Source organism: Acinetobacter sp. YH12096 (assembly GCF_013419215.1).
In the GTDB taxonomy this organism is placed as follows: Bacteria; Pseudomonadota; Gammaproteobacteria; order Pseudomonadales; family Moraxellaceae; genus Acinetobacter; species Acinetobacter amyesii.
Window position 1 is genome coordinate 63,403 of the sequence record NZ_VPAM01000003.1, and the last position, 18,028, is coordinate 81,430.

Annotated in this window: 20 protein-coding genes; 10 read left to right on the plus strand and 10 right to left on the minus strand. The window is 41.7% G+C overall.

Translation table 11 applies throughout. From position 1 onward, the window contains the following. Window positions 1-38 precede the first annotated feature (38 nt). Both FTU36_RS01670 and FTU36_RS01675 read left to right on the plus strand, forming a co-directional pair. Window positions 39-512, plus strand: coding sequence for a DUF2628 domain-containing protein (locus tag FTU36_RS01670; RefSeq protein ID WP_180042067.1), 474 nt, complete (start codon window positions 39-41; stop codon window positions 510-512). A gap of 96 nt (window positions 513-608) precedes the next feature. After that, complete coding sequence (locus tag FTU36_RS01675) at window positions 609-851, plus strand: DUF2789 family protein (RefSeq protein WP_078189726.1); 243 nt, start codon at window positions 609-611, stop codon at window positions 849-851. A 197-nt stretch (window positions 852-1,048) separates the two neighbouring features. On the opposite strand, the gene FTU36_RS01680 is transcribed toward FTU36_RS01675, so the two are convergent. Continuing rightward, window positions 1,049-1,912, minus strand: coding sequence for a LysR family transcriptional regulator (locus FTU36_RS01680; protein ID WP_078189725.1), 864 nt, complete (start codon window positions 1,910-1,912; stop codon window positions 1,049-1,051). A 469-nt stretch (window positions 1,913-2,381) separates the two neighbouring features. On the opposite strand from FTU36_RS01680, the gene FTU36_RS01685 reads away from it, so the two are divergent. After that, entirely contained in the window at window positions 2,382-2,591 is a 210-nt protein-coding gene (locus tag FTU36_RS01685; protein WP_180024477.1) for a hypothetical protein, read from the plus strand. Between the two features lie 129 nt (window positions 2,592-2,720). On the opposite strand, the gene FTU36_RS01690 is transcribed toward FTU36_RS01685, so the two are convergent. Continuing rightward, window positions 2,721-2,957, minus strand: coding sequence for a DUF2061 domain-containing protein (locus tag FTU36_RS01690; protein WP_111884090.1), 237 nt, complete (start codon window positions 2,955-2,957; stop codon window positions 2,721-2,723). Between the two features lie 358 nt (window positions 2,958-3,315). Between FTU36_RS01690 and leuC the strand changes: the two genes are divergently transcribed. The 4 genes from leuC to leuB all read left to right on the plus strand — a co-directional run bounded on the left by leuC (window position 3,316) and on the right by leuB (window position 7,307). Then, a complete protein-coding gene (leuC, locus tag FTU36_RS01695; protein ID WP_180116685.1) occupies window positions 3,316-4,764 on the plus strand; it encodes a 3-isopropylmalate dehydratase large subunit in 1,449 nt (482 codons plus the stop codon). A gap of 99 nt (window positions 4,765-4,863) precedes the next feature. Further along, window positions 4,864-5,514: a 3-isopropylmalate dehydratase small subunit gene (gene leuD / locus FTU36_RS01700; protein WP_180042065.1), complete on the plus strand. Its 651-nt coding sequence runs from the start codon at window positions 4,864-4,866 to the stop codon at window positions 5,512-5,514. Between the two features lie 109 nt (window positions 5,515-5,623). Next, window positions 5,624-6,187, plus strand: coding sequence for a hypothetical protein (locus FTU36_RS01705; RefSeq protein ID WP_168377913.1), 564 nt, complete (start codon window positions 5,624-5,626; stop codon window positions 6,185-6,187). Window positions 6,188-6,227: 40 nt separating this feature from the next. After that, window positions 6,228-7,307 carry a 3-isopropylmalate dehydrogenase gene (gene leuB, locus FTU36_RS01710; protein ID WP_078189719.1) on the plus strand — a complete coding sequence of 360 codons (1,080 nt, stop codon included), beginning with the start codon at window positions 6,228-6,230 and terminating at the stop codon, window positions 7,305-7,307. A 74-nt stretch (window positions 7,308-7,381) separates the two neighbouring features. Here the strand turns inward: leuB and FTU36_RS01715 are convergent, their stop codons facing one another. From FTU36_RS01715 to infA, 3 genes are all read right to left on the minus strand, one after another. Beyond that, window positions 7,382-7,828, minus strand: a complete 447-nt coding sequence (locus FTU36_RS01715) for a hypothetical protein (protein WP_373686342.1) — start codon at window positions 7,826-7,828, stop codon at window positions 7,382-7,384. A gap of 114 nt (window positions 7,829-7,942) precedes the next feature. Next, entirely contained in the window at window positions 7,943-8,167 is a 225-nt protein-coding gene (locus FTU36_RS16670; RefSeq protein ID WP_257223132.1) for a hypothetical protein, read from the minus strand. Between the two features lie 304 nt (window positions 8,168-8,471). Next, window positions 8,472-8,693 carry a translation initiation factor IF-1 gene (infA, locus tag FTU36_RS01725; RefSeq protein WP_001284370.1) on the minus strand — a complete coding sequence of 74 codons (222 nt, stop codon included), beginning with the start codon at window positions 8,691-8,693 and terminating at the stop codon, window positions 8,472-8,474. Between the two features lie 231 nt (window positions 8,694-8,924). Between infA and FTU36_RS01730 the strand changes: the two genes are divergently transcribed. Then, the gene (locus FTU36_RS01730) at window positions 8,925-9,932 is read left to right on the plus strand and encodes an AraC family transcriptional regulator (RefSeq protein WP_078189717.1); all 1,008 of its coding nucleotides are present in this window, start codon (window positions 8,925-8,927) and stop codon (window positions 9,930-9,932) included. A 129-nt stretch (window positions 9,933-10,061) separates the two neighbouring features. Here FTU36_RS01730 and truA read toward each other — a convergent pair whose 3' ends face one another. The 5 genes from truA to asd all read right to left on the minus strand — a co-directional run bounded on the left by truA (window position 10,062) and on the right by asd (window position 15,942). Beyond that, window positions 10,062-10,859 carry a tRNA pseudouridine(38-40) synthase TruA gene (gene truA / locus FTU36_RS01735; RefSeq protein WP_180113565.1) on the minus strand — a complete coding sequence of 266 codons (798 nt, stop codon included), beginning with the start codon at window positions 10,857-10,859 and terminating at the stop codon, window positions 10,062-10,064. Window positions 10,860-10,875: 16 nt separating this feature from the next. Beyond that, the gene (locus FTU36_RS01740; protein WP_180042099.1) at window positions 10,876-11,838 is read right to left on the minus strand and encodes an asparaginase domain-containing protein; all 963 of its coding nucleotides are present in this window, start codon (window positions 11,836-11,838) and stop codon (window positions 10,876-10,878) included. Window positions 11,839-11,887: 49 nt separating this feature from the next. Then, a complete protein-coding gene (locus tag FTU36_RS01745; protein WP_180116686.1) occupies window positions 11,888-13,171 on the minus strand; it encodes a fimbrial protein FimV in 1,284 nt (427 codons plus the stop codon). A gap of 75 nt (window positions 13,172-13,246) precedes the next feature. Beyond that, on the minus strand, window positions 13,247-14,680 hold the full coding sequence (locus FTU36_RS01750; RefSeq protein WP_180116687.1) for a hypothetical protein: 1,434 nt from the start codon (window positions 14,678-14,680) through the stop codon (window positions 13,247-13,249). Window positions 14,681-14,823: 143 nt separating this feature from the next. Further along, complete coding sequence (asd, locus tag FTU36_RS01755; RefSeq protein WP_180101434.1) at window positions 14,824-15,942, minus strand: aspartate-semialdehyde dehydrogenase; 1,119 nt, start codon at window positions 15,940-15,942, stop codon at window positions 14,824-14,826. Between the two features lie 185 nt (window positions 15,943-16,127). Between asd and FTU36_RS01760 the strand changes: the two genes are divergently transcribed. Together FTU36_RS01760 and FTU36_RS01765 are read left to right on the plus strand one after the other, a co-directional pair. Further along, entirely contained in the window at window positions 16,128-17,255 is a 1,128-nt protein-coding gene (locus FTU36_RS01760; RefSeq protein WP_180110580.1) for an endonuclease/exonuclease/phosphatase family protein, read from the plus strand. A gap of 371 nt (window positions 17,256-17,626) precedes the next feature. Next, a complete protein-coding gene (locus FTU36_RS01765; protein WP_257222665.1) occupies window positions 17,627-17,932 on the plus strand; it encodes a hypothetical protein in 306 nt (101 codons plus the stop codon). Window positions 17,933-18,028 lie beyond the last annotated feature (96 nt).

The following is an 18,028-nucleotide window of genomic DNA, read 5'->3' on the forward strand; positions in this document are numbered from 1 at the left end:
ATTAAACTTCAGCTCACTAATTTGAACTATCGCTCTATATGCAGACAGAAGCTTCTTTTAAACATTTAATTCAAATCTTTATAGGGCCACGTGCTCAATCTTATTTAAAGTTCATAGAACAACAAGGTGGGCAGAACAGTGGCCTGAGTTGGGCGGGGTTAATTTTTGGGCCCTATTGGTTACTCTATCGGAAGATGTATCGCTATTTCTTCTTATTCTTTGCGGTTGGTTTTTTGATTAGCATGTTGGCGCTCATCATCGGTGTGCCTGAACAGGTCTTGATGGGGCTATCATTGATTCCTAACGCCGTACTCGCAGGGATCGGAAAGCGGCTTTATAGCGATTTTGCTGTGCAAAAGACCAAAGCCTATATGCAGCAGCCTAAATATAGTGAGCAGGTGTTTGCTGAAGAAGGCGGAGTGAACTGGGGGCTGCCTTTATTGTTGGTATTTATTCAATCTGTCGTGATGATTATGCTCAGTTTGCCTTTTATTCAATTTTCACCGCTGTAGAATTCTGTAATTGAGTGCGTGTTCGTTCCGTGTTATATCCTTAAAACAGAATAATTTTGTATCCATAAACAATAAGTTTTAACACGGAGAATGACAATGAGTGTACGTCCACGCATGACTCATCTATTTGAACAACTGGGTTTAGATTCGAGTGAAGACGCGATTGCTTTATTTATCGTGACGCATCAACTCAGTGCCCAAACTAAAATTACCGAAGCAGACTATTGGACAGATGCTCAGCGTCAGTTCTTGGCCGAAAAAATTAAGTCAGATGGTGAATGGGCGATTATTGTCGATCAATTGAATGAATCATTACATGAAGATTCGTTGACGAAGTAAAACTGACGGGTCTTCCTTGGTTTTTTTAATGGGATCGGCTGAAATAGGCGATCCCATTTTTAATGCAAAATAAATTTAAGCGACCATTCAACATATAGAAAATCATTCGCTTTTTCTAAATGCTCAAACAGATCACTAAAAAAAGCCACCATAGCGGTGGCTTGATTAATAATTGAATTTTGTAGGCAAAAAATGAATTAGATGTGTTTCATCAATTCAACCAGTTTTTGTGCAGCAAGTGATTGAGTACGGCCTGGATGCCATACCATGCCCAATTGACGATTCATGTTTGAAGGTAAATTCAATTGTTTTAAATCTTGGTTCAATAATGTTTTAGGAAGGACTGACCAACCGAGACCAATGGAAACCAACATACGAATCGACTCAAGTGAGTTATTGCTCATGGTAACTTTTGGCTTGAGTCCATACTTTTCAAACTCAGCCAAGGTAATTTGACTGGTATAGGTTTGCGCTGCAGGTAAAAGACTTGGGTATTGGATCAAATCCTCTAAGGTCAAATGTTCGACTTGCGCCAAAGGATGGAAAGGCGCAACCACGAATACCAGTGGATCATTCCATGTCGTGATGTATTTTAAACGGCTGTCACCTTGTGGCGGTAAAGTCAAAAAAGCCAACTCTAAGTCGCCAGCTAAAACTTGCTCATGGGCTTGTTCAGAATCAACAAAGTGTACATCTAAGGTCACTTCTGGAAACTGTTGTACATATTGACGCAAATGCGCCGGTAAATGGTGTAAGCCGATATGATGGCTGGTACCAATTTTCAGTTTACCTTGAACCTGACCTTGCTCATGGCTGAGCGTATGGTGAATATCACCCAATTCATTCAGCCAGCTTTTTACTTTTGGCAAGAGAGAGTTTGCCGCATGCGTCGCTTGAACACCACGACCCGCGGATTCAAAAAGTTTGACACCGAAGTATTCTTCTAAACTGTGAATACGCTTGGTCACAGCAGGTTGCGTAATGAAGAGCTGATCTGCTGCCAAAGAGATCGAACCAGTTTCCATGACTTTTACAAAGGCTTCAAAGGCTGCGAGATTCATCTTCATTCCTATAAAGAATTTTTATGCGTAGTCTCATTGTTATAATATTTTAAGAATAAATCAAAGGAAAAGTTGTATCTTTTGATTTAAAACTAGGCGTTCAAGCCAGATGACGCTTTAAATCTGAGGGGATTTTCAGGGTTCAATAGTGTTATTTGAGTACTTGGTCACTGCATGATTTAAGATTGGGCTGTGACATTTTCAGCTCAAATGCGCTGTTACAAAGTTATTTTTTAAACCGAAACCAGAGTTATGCATAATATAAAAAATACAGGGCTGGAAAGTAATTCAACCGTTTGAATTAAAGAGGAGCGATGACGTTTCTTTTTAATTCAGTATTGAACTAAAACAAAAAAATGAACTCAAGTTTTGATGGCTTGGGGAACATACTTTTCAGTGAATAATTATAGCAACAGGTACAGTCATGGCTGCATCGATTAGCAATGTTGTACCTCACAGGGAGAAGGCGATGGATATTAAACACATTAAAAATTTATTGGATATTTTTGAAGGGACAGTCGAAAAGCGCTGTGCGATATATGAAATCGCAGATGATGAAGACGACGAAAACCGTGCAGCTGCCGAGTGTAATGCGGCAAAAAACAAACTAATTCTTGCGATAGAACAATTGGTTGAGGCGCATGATCAGCTGGCCTTACAGCAAAAAACCAAGCTTTGATGTTCTGTCTACAATTGAATCTATAGGATGAAATGAATAGAAAGTTAAAGTGGATGGAGTAAAAGAACGTTTTAAGGTCATAAAAAAAACCACCGTGATGGTGGTTTTTTTACAAGGAGCAGGGTTGGATTAAGCGGGGATATTTTCCTCTACAGCTTTATCTTTCTTTTCCCAGACTTTTTCGTGGAAGAAAAAGGCAACCGCTTGAACAGTTGGTTCAAGTAAACTTAAGGTAATGGCCATTGCAATACTGCCTGTCACGTAATAACCAACCAACATCGCAACCGTGATATGCATGATGTAATAGCTCAAGGTTTTTTTGAACATGCGCTGATTATTTTCGACGAACTTGTTAATGTGTGCCATGAAAATGCTCCTTGTTAAATTGATAAATCTTGGCAATGAGTTAATAATAATGATTCTTATTTGCAATGTAAAAGAGAATATTCAATTTATGATCATTGAATTTTTAAATTACTGTTTAAATAATGGCAGACAGTGAACAAAAAAGTCGGAGAAAATTCTAAAGTTTCATCTGCTGAAAGTATTGAAGTGAGCGTGTTTTAAACGCATTAATGGTCTTTAAAATGTAGCGGAAATCAGCAGTTAAATATCATTCCTATAAGTTTTTAAACTAATAAAAATGATAAATTAGATTTATGTGAATACGTGGTTATAATCGATTTAACGAAAGAATTTACCCAGTCCAGTGGAGCAAATCGACATGGCAGGCGAAACCCAAAAAGCGGAAACCCAAATAAAAAAAACCTTGTATGACAAATTGTGGGATGACCATCTAGTAAAACAGCGAGATGATGGCTCTTCATTATTGTATATCGACCGTCATTTATTGCATGAAGTGACTTCTCCACAAGCCTTTGAAGGGCTACAACTTGCAGGTCGTAAACCGTGGCGTTTAAGCGCTAATGTTGCAACGCCAGACCATAACGTACCTACGTCTACTAAGGAGCGTGCTGAAGGTATTGCAGGTATTGAAGATGATACCTCACGTATCCAAGTGCAAACTTTAGATGACAACTGTAAAACTTTTGATGTTGCCCAGTTTGACATCAACGATGTACGTCAAGGTATTGCGCACGTGGTGGGGCCTGAACAAGGTTTAACCTTGCCCGGTATGACCGTGGTATGTGGTGACTCACATACTGCAACGCATGGTGCATTTGGTTGCTTGGCTCATGGTATCGGCACATCGGAAGTTGAACACGTATTGGCGACTCAATGCTTAGTTCAAAAGAAAATGAAGAATATGTTGGTGCGTGTTGATGGTCAATTGGGTCAAGGCGTAACTCCTAAAGACGTGGTTTTAGCGATTATCGGAAAAATCGGTACGGCGGGTGGTACAGGTCACGCGATTGAATTTGGTGGTCAAGTGTTCCGTGATATGTCGATCGAAGGTCGTATGACGGTATGTAACATGGCGATCGAAGGTGGCGCGCGCGTGGGTATGGTGGCTGTCGATGACAAAACCATTGCCTATGTGAAAGACCGTCCGTATGCACCGAAGGGCGAACAGTGGGACGCTGCAGTAGAGTATTGGAATACTTTAGTGTCTGATGAAGGTGCGCATTTTGATACTGTTGTGGTATTGCAAGGTGAAGATATTGAGCCACAAGTGTCTTGGGGGACTTCTCCTGAGATGGTGATTCCTGTATCTCAAGCAGTGCCAACTTTAGAACAAGCTAAAGATGACGTACAGCGTAATGACTGGACACGTGCATACAACTACATGGGCTTAGAAGCGGGTCAGGCATTGGCTGATATTCAATTAGACCGTGTATTTATTGGTTCATGTACCAACTCACGCATCGAAGATATTCGTGCAGCGGCTGAAGTGGTCAAAGGCAAAAAAGTGGCGGCATCAATTAAGCAAGCCATGGTGGTGCCGGGTTCAGGTTTAGTCAAAGCACAAGCAGAAGCAGAAGGCTTAGATAAAATCTTAATTGAAGCAGGCTTTGAATGGCGTGAGCCGGGTTGCTCAATGTGTTTGGCAATGAATGCTGACAAGTTACAACCGGGTGAGCACTGTGCATCAACGTCTAACCGTAACTTCGAAGGTCGTCAAGGTAATGGTGGTCGCACGCATTTGGTGAGTCCAGCAATGGCAGCAGCTGCGGCAATTGCAGGTCACTTTGTGGATGTGCGTACATTCTAGTTTAAGCCCTCATCCCAACCTTCTCCCTGAGGGAGAAGGAGTTCCCTCTCCTTTTAGGAGAGGGTTAGGGAGAGGTCACGGATTCAGTGAGAAATAAACATGAAAAAATATACCGTTGAACAAGGTATCGTTGCACCATTAGACCGTGCCAATGTGGATACAGATTTAATTATTCCAAAACAGTTTTTGAAATCTATTAAGCGTACAGGCTTCGGAGCCAACTTATTTGATGAGTTGCGCTATTTGGATGAAGGCTATTTAGGTCAGGACATTTCAAAACGTCCGATTAACCCCGATTTCGAATTGAACAAACCGCGTTATCAAGGTGCGTCGATTTTGATCTCTCGTGCAAACTTTGGTTGTGGTTCGAGCCGTGAGCATGCGCCTTGGGCATTAGAAGAATATGGTTTCCGTACTGTCATTGCACCAAGCTATGCGGATATTTTCTTTAATAACAGCTTTAAAAATGGCATGTTGCCAGTGATCTTGTCTGAAGAGATCGTAGATCAGTTATTTAAAGAATGTGCTGCATCTGAAGGCTATCAATTAACCATTGATTTGGCTGCGCAAGAAGTACGTACACCGAGTGGTGAAGCATTTACATTTGAAGTCGATCCATTCCGTAAACACTGCCTATTGAATGGCTTGGATGATATCGGTTTAACCTTACAAGCAGCCGATGAGATCCGTGCTTATGAAGAAAAAACCAAAGCATCTCGCCCTTGGGTATTTGCAGAAATTAAAGCTTAAGTCAGTGTCACTGTAGAACTTCTTAGTAGTCAGTCGGCTTAAGTCTTGCTAATATCAGGCGAAACAAAATTTATACGTTAGCCAGAATTTATCAGGTTGGGTTCGAAAAATGAAAAAGTTCTTCGGTCAGCTGGTTGTAACGGGAGCGCTGTTCGCAACGCTCTCTGCCTGTCAAAGCTTTGACACGGCACGCATTAAAAATGTGAAAGAAACTGAAAGTACAAAAAATAATGCTCTGATTTACTGTGCAGGTACAGCGCATTGTGAATTTGAGCGTTTTGATCAAATACAAGTGGTTGATCCAAATAATCAACATGTACAACGTGCTGCGATTAAAGCAGGCATTGTACGGTTGAATGGTCGTTCATTGTCTGAGCCTAATCCTTTGTATTTGTCTGTACCTTCAGGTCAGCATGAAGTCGTGATTCGCTATTATCCAATTTCTCAGGAAAAAGCAGAGCGCTTGCATGTCATTCACAACTTTAGGTCCAAACACGAGTACACCTTTAAAATGTACCGTGAGCGTTCAAAAAACACAGGCAGTTTACTGGATAAATCTGCGCCTGATCCGCTCTGTGTAGACTTAAAGCAAGGTGCAAAAACGATTCGACGTTTCTGCCGACCGTACAATGTCCTCACAGGACTTGGTGAGTTTGTAGAAAAGAAACTTTAAATCTGACTGGTAATCAAGCCAGCGTATAAATGGAAGACTCATGTCAAAACATATTTTGATTTTACCAGGTGATGGTATTGGTCCTGAAATCGTGAAAGCGGCTGAACAAGTGCTGACACGTGTAAACGAGAAATTCAACTTAGGTTTGACTTGGGAACAAGGTCTTTTAGGTGGTGCAGCGATCGATGCGCACGGTTCACCTTATCCAGATGTAACAGCAGCACAAGCGAAGACTGCTGATGCGATTTTATTGGGTGCAGTGGGTGGTCCTAAGTGGGATACCATTGAGCGTTCAATTCGTCCAGAACGTGGCCTATTAAAAATTCGTTCAGAATTAAATTTATTTGCCAATTTACGTCCAGCAATTCTTTATCCGCAGCTTGCAGATGCGTCGAGCTTAAAACCTGAAATCGTAGCAGGTTTGGATATTTTGATCGTACGTGAGTTAACTGGCGGGATCTATTTCGGTCAACCACGTGGTATTCGTGAACTCGAAAACGGCGAAAAACAAGGTTTCAATACTGACGTATATGCTGAATCTGAAATCAAGCGTATTGCCAAAGTTGCTTTTGAAATGGCGAACTTACGTGGTGGTAAGGTATGTTCAGTGGATAAAGCCAACGTACTAGAAGTGACTGAGCTTTGGAAACAAACCGTAACTGCGTTAAAAGAAGAGCAGTATCCAGAAATTAACTTGTCTCATATGTACGTTGACAATGCTGCCATGCAATTGGTCCGTGCGCCAAAACAGTTTGATGTAATCGTGACAGGTAACTTGTTCGGCGATATCTTGTCTGATGAAGCGGCGATGTTAACCGGTTCTATCGGCATGCTGCCATCGGCTTCTTTAGATGAAAATGGTAAAGGTATGTATGAACCTTGCCACGGTTCAGCACCAGACATCGCAGGTCAAAACATTGCGAACCCATTAGCAACGATTCTGTCTGTTGCTATGATGCTGCGTTATACCTTCCGTGAAGAAGCGGCGGCAAAAGCGATTGAAGATGCAGTAGGTAATGTCTTAGATCAAGGTTTACGTACAGGTGACATCATGTCAGAAGGCAGTACTCAAGTCGGTACTGTTGAAATGGGTCAAGCTGTAGTTTCTGCATTGAACTAATGGCGAATCAAAAAACGCAGCGTTTATGCTGCGTTTTTTTGTGCCTAGAAATTATCAATCCTAGAATTGATGCGCTAACAGGTGCGACCAGTTAATCGGACATCAGTTGCAATATTATGCTTTAAGCGAAATTGAATAAGGCAGTTTAACTCAACCTCATAGCGTGTATTTCCACTGGGAATCGGCACAGCAGCGCCGCTGCCCATGCCTATCGTAGGATTTTCCGCCATCGGTAAAGGAATAGTGATCGGGCTTGCGACACGATAACGAAGGTAGTCTGAACTGACCTCCACGGGAGAGGTTCTTTGATAGCCGAGTTTGCTGAGGTCGAGTTCTGCTTGAATCGTTTGGCTCGATTGACCAATAAATGAGGCTAAATAGCGTTCACGCTCAATGGAGGATATCGTTGATGTCGTGGTACAGCCAGCCAACCATACAATGCTTAGAACGCATCCCATGCTCAGTATCGGGTGAATAAAACGCTGATCTTTGTAAACCTGATGTTCTAAAATAAATTTCATGGGTCAGTTTCTCACGAAATAAATTCAGTTTAGTCAGATTGGTCTGTATAACACTGTAGTCATTTGATACACGGTCTTCCGAGCAGGATTAGCCTTTTGTGTTCTATCGTAGGATCAACAAGCTCTGCCAATATAGTCAATAGATTCAACTATTTGATTGCGTAATTTGAACTCGATTTTACATTGCATATCGACAGTGACACCATCTTTAGAAGGCGTTGGGATAGGGGCGCCCATGGCTATACTGGTGCCGATATTCGGTGTACCTATCGGAATTGGCATCGAGCGTACAATCGTATAGCTAAGTTTTTCATTGCTTTGTACAGGTGCTCCCATCACTTTGTAGCCCAATTGACTTAAGTTGAGCTCTTTACGAACTTGATCAGCTGGCTGTCCAATATCGTGTTGTAGGGATTGATTGAGTTGCTTTTGGCCTGTCGTGGCACAAGCAACTCAAAAGACAGCACCGACTAATCCTAGATGTTTCATATGATTTTATATCCTTATATTTTAAATTTTTTAATCGAATTTTTATGTTTTTAGACTGTAAAGGAAAGCAAATTTGCAGTCAATTTTTATCATTGCATTGAAATAGATACAAAAAAAAGCCACTTATAAAGTGGCTTTTTCGCTTCGCTAAAACTTAGCGCGCACGGTAAGTGATACGACCCTTAGTCAAATCATAAGGTGTCATTTCTACTTTAACACTGTCGCCAGTCAAAATACGGATATAGTGTTTACGCATTTTGCCAGAGATGTGAGCAATCACTTCATGACCGTTTTCTAAACGTACACGGAACATAGTATTAGGAAGCGTCTCGGTGACAACGCCTTCGAACTCGATGAGTTCCTCTTTATTGGCCATAGCCTACCTGAATGAATAAATTAGCAAGGCGCAAATTATAGTCAATTTTTTTTCAGAATACAAGCCGTAAAAGGCTTTGAACTGATCGACTGTCAGTAAAATAAGCGAACAATTCAGTTAAATATTTTCAACAAAAAATGTGCAGTAACTGTTGTCAGTTTGGTCAATCGCAGTTAATCTAAAATCAATCTTTTTAGGTATAAATGAAGTACATACAAGGAAGGTTCTGGAGTGGGTCAGCTAACTGATGCATCTGTTGTGTTGCGTTTAGGGTATCAAGCGATTCGTCGTGCCGGATTGCCAACAGAAGAAATTTTAACAAAAGCGGGTGTGGCATTAAATCAGGTTGAAACCAATGACCGTACCCCATTGAATGCACAATTTGCATTCTGGGTGGCTGCAGAAGAGGTCAGTAAGGATCCTGACATTGGTTTGCATCTGGGTGAGCATTTGCCTTTATATCGAGGGCAGGTGATTGAACACTTATTCATTTCATCTGAGAATTTCGGTGAAGGTTTAAAGCGGGCTTTGGCGTATCAACGCCTCATTAGCGATGCCTTTCATGCGCAATTGGTGATTGAAGATGACCGCTGCTATTTGACCAATGGTCATCAGCCTTGGGCAGAAAATATCGTGAATCGTCATTTTTCTGAATGCGCGATGTCGGGTGTTTTGCGTTTCTTTAAGTTTATTACTGAAGGGCGTTTTCAGCCAATTTATATCGACTTTAACTTTAGTCAGGGCGCGCCAGATGATGAGTATTTCCGTGTCTATGAATGCCCTGTGAGTTTAGGGCAGAAAGAAACCCGATTATATTTTGATCCGGCTATTTTAGAGTATCAATTGTGGCAGGCAGAACCTGAGTTATTACAATTGCATGAGCAGTTAGCGATTGAAAAACTTCAGGAGTTGGCGCGTTATGATTTGGTTGGTGAAGTTCGCCGTGCTATTGGTTCAACGCTTGAAAGTGGTGAAACCACACTCGAAACGGTCGCTGCACAGCTCAACATTACCCCACGTCGTTTACGGACTCAGTTGTCAGAAGCCAATACCAGTTTTCAGCAAATTTTGTCAGACTATCGCTGTCGTTTGGCTAAAAAATTATTGGCCAATACCAATGAAAGTGTGGAGCGCATTGTTTACTTAACGGGTTTTTCTGAGCCAAGTACGTTCTATCGCGCATTTAAACGCTGGACCAATGAAACGCCCGTGGAATACCGTAAGCGGAAGCAGCGTTAAGGTTGATCTTCGATAAAATCCTTCCCTAAACAGAATCCCCCCTTTGAAAGGGGTACTTTCATTTTTAGAACCTAGCAATGGCGAAAATGACACTCATCCCTCTGTGAAAGGGAGGTTGGGAGGAATTTTTTATTCAGGCATATTTAACCAATGAGGTCCCAGCGGAACTTGAGGAAGTTCAAACTGTGCTGGATAGTCTGCATGGATAAAATATAGTCCATCGGGTGGTGCGGTGACACCTGCTGCTTTACGATCTTCAGCCGCAAAAATATCGTCAATATGGTCAACTTCATACATACCTTGCCCAATTTCCAACAAACAGCCCATGATGTTACGCACCATGTGATGTAAAAAACCATCAGCCTGAATATCTAGGACCAAGTAACATCCATGTTGGATCAAGCGACAATGACTGACATGACGGACAGGTTGATTAGACTGACATGCTGCGGCACGGAAGCTTTCAAAGTTATGGGTGCCTTCAAATTTGGCAGCTGCACGTTGCATTTTCAGCACATCTAATTTTGCATAGACATGGGTCACTTGCTTGTACAGTAAAGCTGGACGCTGTGGATTGTTATAGACCACATAGCGATAACGACGCGCTTGCGCCTTAAAGCGGGCATGGAAGTCCTGATCCATTTCCTTAATCCATTGGATGGAGATATCACGAGGTAATTGGCTATTACTGCCCATTAACCATCCACGAATGGGACGAATCGCCTGAGTATCGAAATGTGCCACCATATTGGTTGCATGGACACCAGCATCTGTTCGGCCAGCACCGTGCAACATGATTGGCTCATTGGCCACTTTACTGAGGACGGTTTCAATGGTTTCTTGCACGCTTGGTACGCCCGGTTGCTGAGTTTGCCAGCCCTTGTATTGCATGCCACAAAACTCAATCCCAATCGCAAAACGTTGCATAGTTACCTCAAATGACTTAATCGTTCCAATGCGCAGTCCAGTCTGCGTCACTGCCGTATTGTAAATACATTTTCAAACATTTGGCATAAAGATCTGCATGCCCCAAACAATTACTCAGTAAAATTCCGCTGTCTTTGACCCAGTCACTCACAGCATAGCGCTGATCTATACCGCCATGAACAACCTGTGTACTTAAGATAATTTTGCAATTTTTTTGTTGTATGGCTTTCAATACATTGAGTAATTCAGCATCAACGGCAATGTTGCCTGTGCCAAAACCTTGCAGAATCAAAACGTCTGGCGTGTGTGTAAGCAGAGTCGTTAAATTTTGACTGTGTAGCTTGGTTGCAATCGGTTGCCACATCCAATTCAGGCAATTGAAATGAGCCGCTTTGTCTAAATCATTGGCCTGAACAATATAAGGCGATGTCAGCATTGAAAGTGGCTGTGTGGCTGGCAGCCCATCAAAGGCTTTCAGATCGGTTGTATGCACTTTCAGTGCGGATTGAGCATGCATCAATTGATGGTGAAAGGCCAAATAAACCCCAACACTCGATTGGTGTACCGATTCCAATGCAAAATTTAAATTGTCGATGGCATCGGTAAATTCACGGGTGTTGTCACCAGCCACATTAAACAGCGGATATTGGCTGCCTGTTAGCACGATATGAGCAGACTGTCCCATAAAGTGTGCAAGCACTGCGCTGGCATAGCTAAGCGTGTCTGTGCCATGAATAATTACGAAATGCTGAAATTGTTGTAATTGTAAGCTTTGAATTTGTTGGATCAGTGCCAGCCAGTCGGGTGCGGTACAGGCACTACTGTCACGAATGACAGGTGCGACAAAACATTCAATGTTAAGGTGCAGTGGCAGGACATGCTGTAATTTAGGTAAAAACGCATTCGCTGGCATGGGGCTTAAAGGTTCACCGATACAACCAAAGGTACCACCCATATAAATAAGAGCAATTTTTTTCATCATAAAAAAAGCAGCCTTGAAAGACTGCTTTAGTTTAAATCGCTTTTGCTTAAGATGCGATTTGATTCAGTAACTGATCTGCTTGTTGACGTTGAGCTGAAGAAAACTCAGCTTCTTTTTCAGTCAAAATTTCACGTGCAGCGTCATAAGCACCTAGTTTGATGTATTGCGCTGCCAATTCAAGATTCAATTCAATTTCATTGACTTCAACCAGTTCAGGGAAAGATTGAACCAATGGATCGTTTTGGTCTGTAGCAGATGGGGTTGAAGGTGTGCCTAAACCACTAATATCAAAACTCACACCACTTGAAGCAGGTGCGGCAGGTTTATCTTCAGGCGTAGACTCTAGGTTAAACTCTGTTGCAGGAGCGACAACTGCTTCTTCTGTTTTTGCTGTTTCAAAAGCACCTAAGTCAAAGTTTAAGGCTGGAGCTTCAACTTTGTTTTCTTCTACAACCGGTGTTTCTGTTGTAAATGAAAAATCTAAAGGCTCGATTTTTTCTTCTACAGTTTCTGTTTTGGTTTCGACAGCAGCTTCTGTACTTGGGGCAAAATCAATTGGTTTGATTTCTTCAACAGCAGGAGATGGCTGAGCAATCTCTTCGGTTTTCGGTGCTGCTTCAAGTACAGGCTCTGGTGAAATTGAAAGCGTATCAAATTCAAGCGGCTGTATTTTTTCAGCAGGCGCACTTTCAACAGGGGCTGAAATGTCTGCTTTTGCAGGCGTTTCAGTGGTGAAATTAAAATCTAGAGGCTTTTGTTCTGCAGAGATTGGTTTAGTTGGCGCTGAATTCATGAGCGCATCAAAATCTGACGTATTGTTTGTAATTGTAGGAGTTGATGATGTAGAAGAATGATGAATCGCAATCTCTTCATCAACATGTGAATTGTCAAACTCTACTTTTTTTGCTTCAGCTTGTTCTAAAATTTCATCGAGTTCAAGTGAACGAATATGGCTCAGCAATTGGCTGATGGCAAATTCGTCTTTTTGTAAAATGTGAATATCTAATAGATATAGATACAACTCATGTTGTGAGTTATCACGTTTTAATGATTGATTGATTTGCGCTTCAGCAGAAAAGAAATTACGTTCCGCAATTAATTTTTCAATTTTGCCACGAGCATCGGTCGTTAATGGTGTCATTGATTTTTTTTCAATGACACTGCTTTCAACCATTTGATTTTTCTTCGGAGTCGCTTTGGCCGAAACACCCGTTTTCTTGGTTTTAGTGGATGTTGGTTTGGCTTTATCTGATTCTTGATCTTTTTGGCGTTTGTTTAAAAAAACCAATACGATCACTAAGATCACTAATGGAATCACATAAATCAGCATGTTTTAACCCCTTGGAGATAGAGCGATATACAGTTGCACTCATCCCTATAAAATCTTGATTGGTAACGTTTTAGTTTATTGGCTTCTTTTATCTGCTTGTTGAGCTTTCAACTGTTGTTGCAGTTGAGCAAGACGAGCATTTAATAATTGAATTCTGTGATCCTTTTGATTTAGCGCCAATTCTAATTGAGTTACGTTTCTCTGTAATTTAACGGTTTTTTCACGAGATGTCATAACTTTTAATGACAACTCTTTCGAAGTTTTATTCTTTTCTGCTGCACTGTTGGCAGAAGATTGTGCCGAATCTTGCGCTTTCTCTGCAACCAGACTCATTTCAGCTTGATTCAAGCGGTATTTGGTTTTGCCTGACTGCTTCGAAGGTACTTTGGCAAGTTCTGCAGCAGAGACTTTTACAGGCTGTTTTGCTTGCTGCATACCATGCAGATTTAAGGCCGCACCACGGCGCAGACGGTTTACATCGCCTTGAATGAATGCATGTTCGTTGCTGTTTTTAATCTGTTGCATGACTTCAGAAACAGGGCGGTTTTGTTCTGTCGCAATACGTGAGGCAATCCCCCAAAGGCTTTCATTTGAGCGAACCACATATTTTGCCGCAGGTGTTGCTGTTGATGCAGCTGCAGTACTTGTTGGTTTTGGTGTAGATGCTGTTTGAGTTGTCGTTGTTGGATTTTCACGTTTTTGTGCTGCCTGCTCCGCAGCAAATTTTTGTGCCAATGGGTCTTGAGATCTTGCAGTTGATGCTGTTGCAGTTTGTGTGGCTTGCATTTCTGAACTGACAGAGCCGGTCGAATTGGTTTTTGTAACTTGCGAAATTGATGTTTCAGAACCTGATGAAGTACTTGCGCTATTTTGCTCCGCAGGTGCAACGCTATAATTTTGCACATGCGTGACAGGTTCAATCGCAACAGGCGTTGACGTTGCTAATTGTGCTAACTTCGGCGGTGTTTTGGTGCTGAGTAGTAAGGGTTGTTCTACAGCTACAGGTGCTTTTGCGGTGTAGAGGGTGCTAACAGGTAAATTTAAGGCAATTTCTTTTTCATTTACAATCACGACAGGTGTTAAAGCACGCTCATTGGCACGTGTTTGAGTCGCATTCGATGTGGTTGGATTGCGTTTTAATGGTGTGCGAATTTGTTGCAGGCGTGAAGCATTCCCTTCTTTAATATTAACAATAAAATTAAGTTCTGCATCGGTTACTGGACGCGAAGAGGTAATGGTAATTACCCCATTGCCTGCACCATCACGACGTGTAAAGAAGTTTAAATGTCCCGGTGGTTGATGCCCTGTACCCATACTTAACAAATCCTCTGCCGTGGCTAAACTTGCATTGAGCGGCACAGATGTATTTGAGTGGCGAAAATGAATCTCAGCGTACAGCAATTCCCCGGGTGCTGACTGGACTTGTACAGGATCAATGCTGATCGCTTGAATGTTTTGAGATGCAATAACGGCTAAAATGGCGATCTTTAATTTGTTATATACGGTCATCTTAATCTTTAGCTCGAATATATGTCGCATGGCGAAAATTATAGATTAGCGAGTTGTCGAAGAATTGTAAAATATTTACACGACAGTTACATAAAAAAGCCGATCAATTGTGATCGGCTTCTTGTTCAGAGACTTAAAAATGCTTAAGCATTTTTATAATCAATGAGAATTCTTAGCATACGACGTAAAGGTTCAGCAGCACCCCAAAGCAATTGGTCACCCACAGTGAATGCGCCTAGGTATTCTTTACCCATGTTGAGCTTACGTAGACGACCAACTGGAACAGACAAGGTGCCAGTTACAGCAACAGGAGTCAGATCAGTCATTGAAGCTTCACGCGTATTTGGCACCACTTTAGACCAATCGTTGGCACTAGCGATGATATCTTCGATTTCATCCAGTGGAACATCTTTACGAAGTTTTAAAGTCAATGCTTGTGAGTGACAACGCATCGCACCAATACGGACACAGTGTCCATCGATTGGAACGATTTGCTGGTTGCCTAAGATCTTGTTGGTTTCAACTTGACCTTTCCACTCTTCTTTCGACTGACCGCTTTCAAGCTGTTTGTCGATATAAGGAATGAGCGAACCTGCTAAAGGCACACCGAAGTTCGCAGATGGGAAACCTTCACCGCGTTGTAGGGCTGCAATTTTAGAGTCGATATCTAAAATTGGAGAACGTGGGTCATCTAGCAAATCTTTAGTATTGTTATACAAGTAGCCCATACCTGAAATCAATTCACGCATGTTTTGCGCGCCTGCACCAGAAGCCGCTTGATACGTCATTGAGGTTGCCCATTCCACTAAATTATTTTGGAATAGACCGCCTAAACCCATTAACATCAATGAAACGGTACAGTTACCGCCCACGAATGTTTTTGTGCCTTTCACTAAGCCGTCTTTGATCACGTTCATGTTTACTGGGTCAAGTACGATGATTGCTTCATCGTCCATACGTAAAGTCGATGCAGCATCGATCCAGTAACCATTCCAGTTTTCTGCTTTAAGCTTAGGGAAAACTTCAGTCGTATAATCGCCACCTTGGCAGGTGATAATGACATCCATTTGCTTCAGACTATCAATGTCCGTTGCATCCATAAGTGCTGGGGCAGTCTTACCACCAAACGCAGGGGCTTCACCACCTGCATTACTGGTAGAAAAGTAAAACGGTTCGAAATGAGCGAAATCGTTTTCTTCAACCATACGTTGCATAAGGACGGAACCAACCATCCCGCGCCAACCGACCAGACCTACTTTCATGTCACTTTGCCTCGGTGCGTTAAAAAAATAAAAAGGGGGTTCGAGTGTACCAAAAGGGCGCATAACTGCAAGCGCTACATAATGAAAACACCAATAATATTGTGCAATATATCTTGTTTATGTTACATGCAAAACTGATATAAATTTATGAATCAATAAAAAATAAAGAATATAAGGGAGGCGTAATGATTTGGATTGAAATACTGGCGGGCTTCGTCATTTGGTTGACATTTTGGTCACTCATACCACGAGATGAATGGTGGTTTCGTGGTGCAGATTTTCCGCGTCTGCAAATCTTGGCTTTGGGCATCTTTGCCTTCATAGGCTTAATTTTATGGAATGCTGAATGGGACTTGGCGCGTGAAATCATTTTAATTGGGTTGATTGCTGCTTTGGCATATCAATTAAAAATGGTTTTGCCTTATACCTTTATTTGGAAAAAACAAGTCAAAAAAGTTCGATCAGACCAGCTAGATAAACAGAAACAAATTTCAATCATTGTCTCAAATGTACTTACGGCGAATACTCAATATCACTTATTATTGGCACAAATACAAAAGCATCAACCTGACTTAGTACTCACGCTAGAAACCGATCAAACTTGGCAAAATGAATTGGCAGTGATTGAAGCTGATTATCCTTATCGCGTACCCGTACCTTTGGATAATTTGTATGGCATGCATTTGTATAGCAAGTTAGAACTTAGTGAAACTGAAGTCAAATTTATTCTCAGTGATGAAATTCCTTCGATCCATACCCGAGTCACCTTAGCATCAGGAAATCAGGTTCAACTGTATTGTTTACATCCCAAACCGCCAAGTCCAACAGAAGCCAAAGATTCAACTTTACGCGATGCAGAATTGCTGATTGTGGGCGATCAGATTAAAGATTTAGATGAAAGTTGCATCGTTATGGGGGACCTGAATGATGTGGCTTGGTCACGTACTACACGACTCTTTCAACGAATCAGTGGGCTTTTAGACCCACGTGTTGGACGGCATTTCGTAAATACCTTTCATGCCAATTATCCACTGCTGCGTTGGTCGCTCGACCATATTTTTCATAGTACAGATTTTGCATTGGTACATATGGAACGCTTGCCCAATATCGGTTCAGACCATTTTCCAGTCTATGTGGTGCTGCAAACAGGCAGGGTATTTGAGCAAATCCAAGAAGAATTAGAGCAAACAGATGAAGATGAACAAGAAGCGCAAGAGGCAATTCAGGAGGGTATAGAAAAAGCTGAGGAAGAGGAGAAGATTGTGACTGATGAAATCGCCCGTGATTATAAGGATGGTACGAAGGCACCTTGATTTTGTTTGATTTAAGAGAAAAGTGTAAGAAATAGCTTACACAGCTTTCGGCTTCTGACGAATGGTCAGGTCAAGTGTATTGACTTATTCTTTGTTCATCGGCACATGGAACTGGGAACGGAACATCCCACTAAGGAAGACGAAGCCGATGGAAGCATCACGGAACGGATGCAGGAAAGGAAAGCCAATAAAAAATAAAAAGAATACTTGTGAAAGCACAACCTCATAGACCCGAGTTTTGCAGGATGCAGAACTCGGGTTTTGCTTTTGTGATATAGAATTTTTTGCTTTTCTTTTGATCAATTTCTTTATACAGTGTGCCAAGAAAAAAGCGATGAATTTCCAATAAAAATATAGGTATGAGGCGTTCTATGCTGTCCGAATGGCACCAGAAAATATTGCAGATTACACACTTATCTACGGATGCACTTTCCATTTACCTTGGCTTAATCCTGTTCTTTTTTGTGGCCTTTTGCCATCACCGCCAATTGAAATCACATTATGCGATTTGGACCGTTGTGGTCGTCGCAGTGGGGTTGGAATTGTTTAATGCACGGCATGATATTTTAGATAGAGGTTATTGGCGTATAGGGCAAAGTTTGCAACATATTTTGAATGTCTTGTTACTGCCGCTAATCCTCTGGTTAATGGCTCGATACCGTGTGTGGAAGGGCTAAGTGGAAGCGCGAAATTGAAGGGCTAAATAGTAGGGTTGAATCACCATTGAGTCATTCATAATAAAAAAGGATATTGTGCATTTCACAATATCCTTT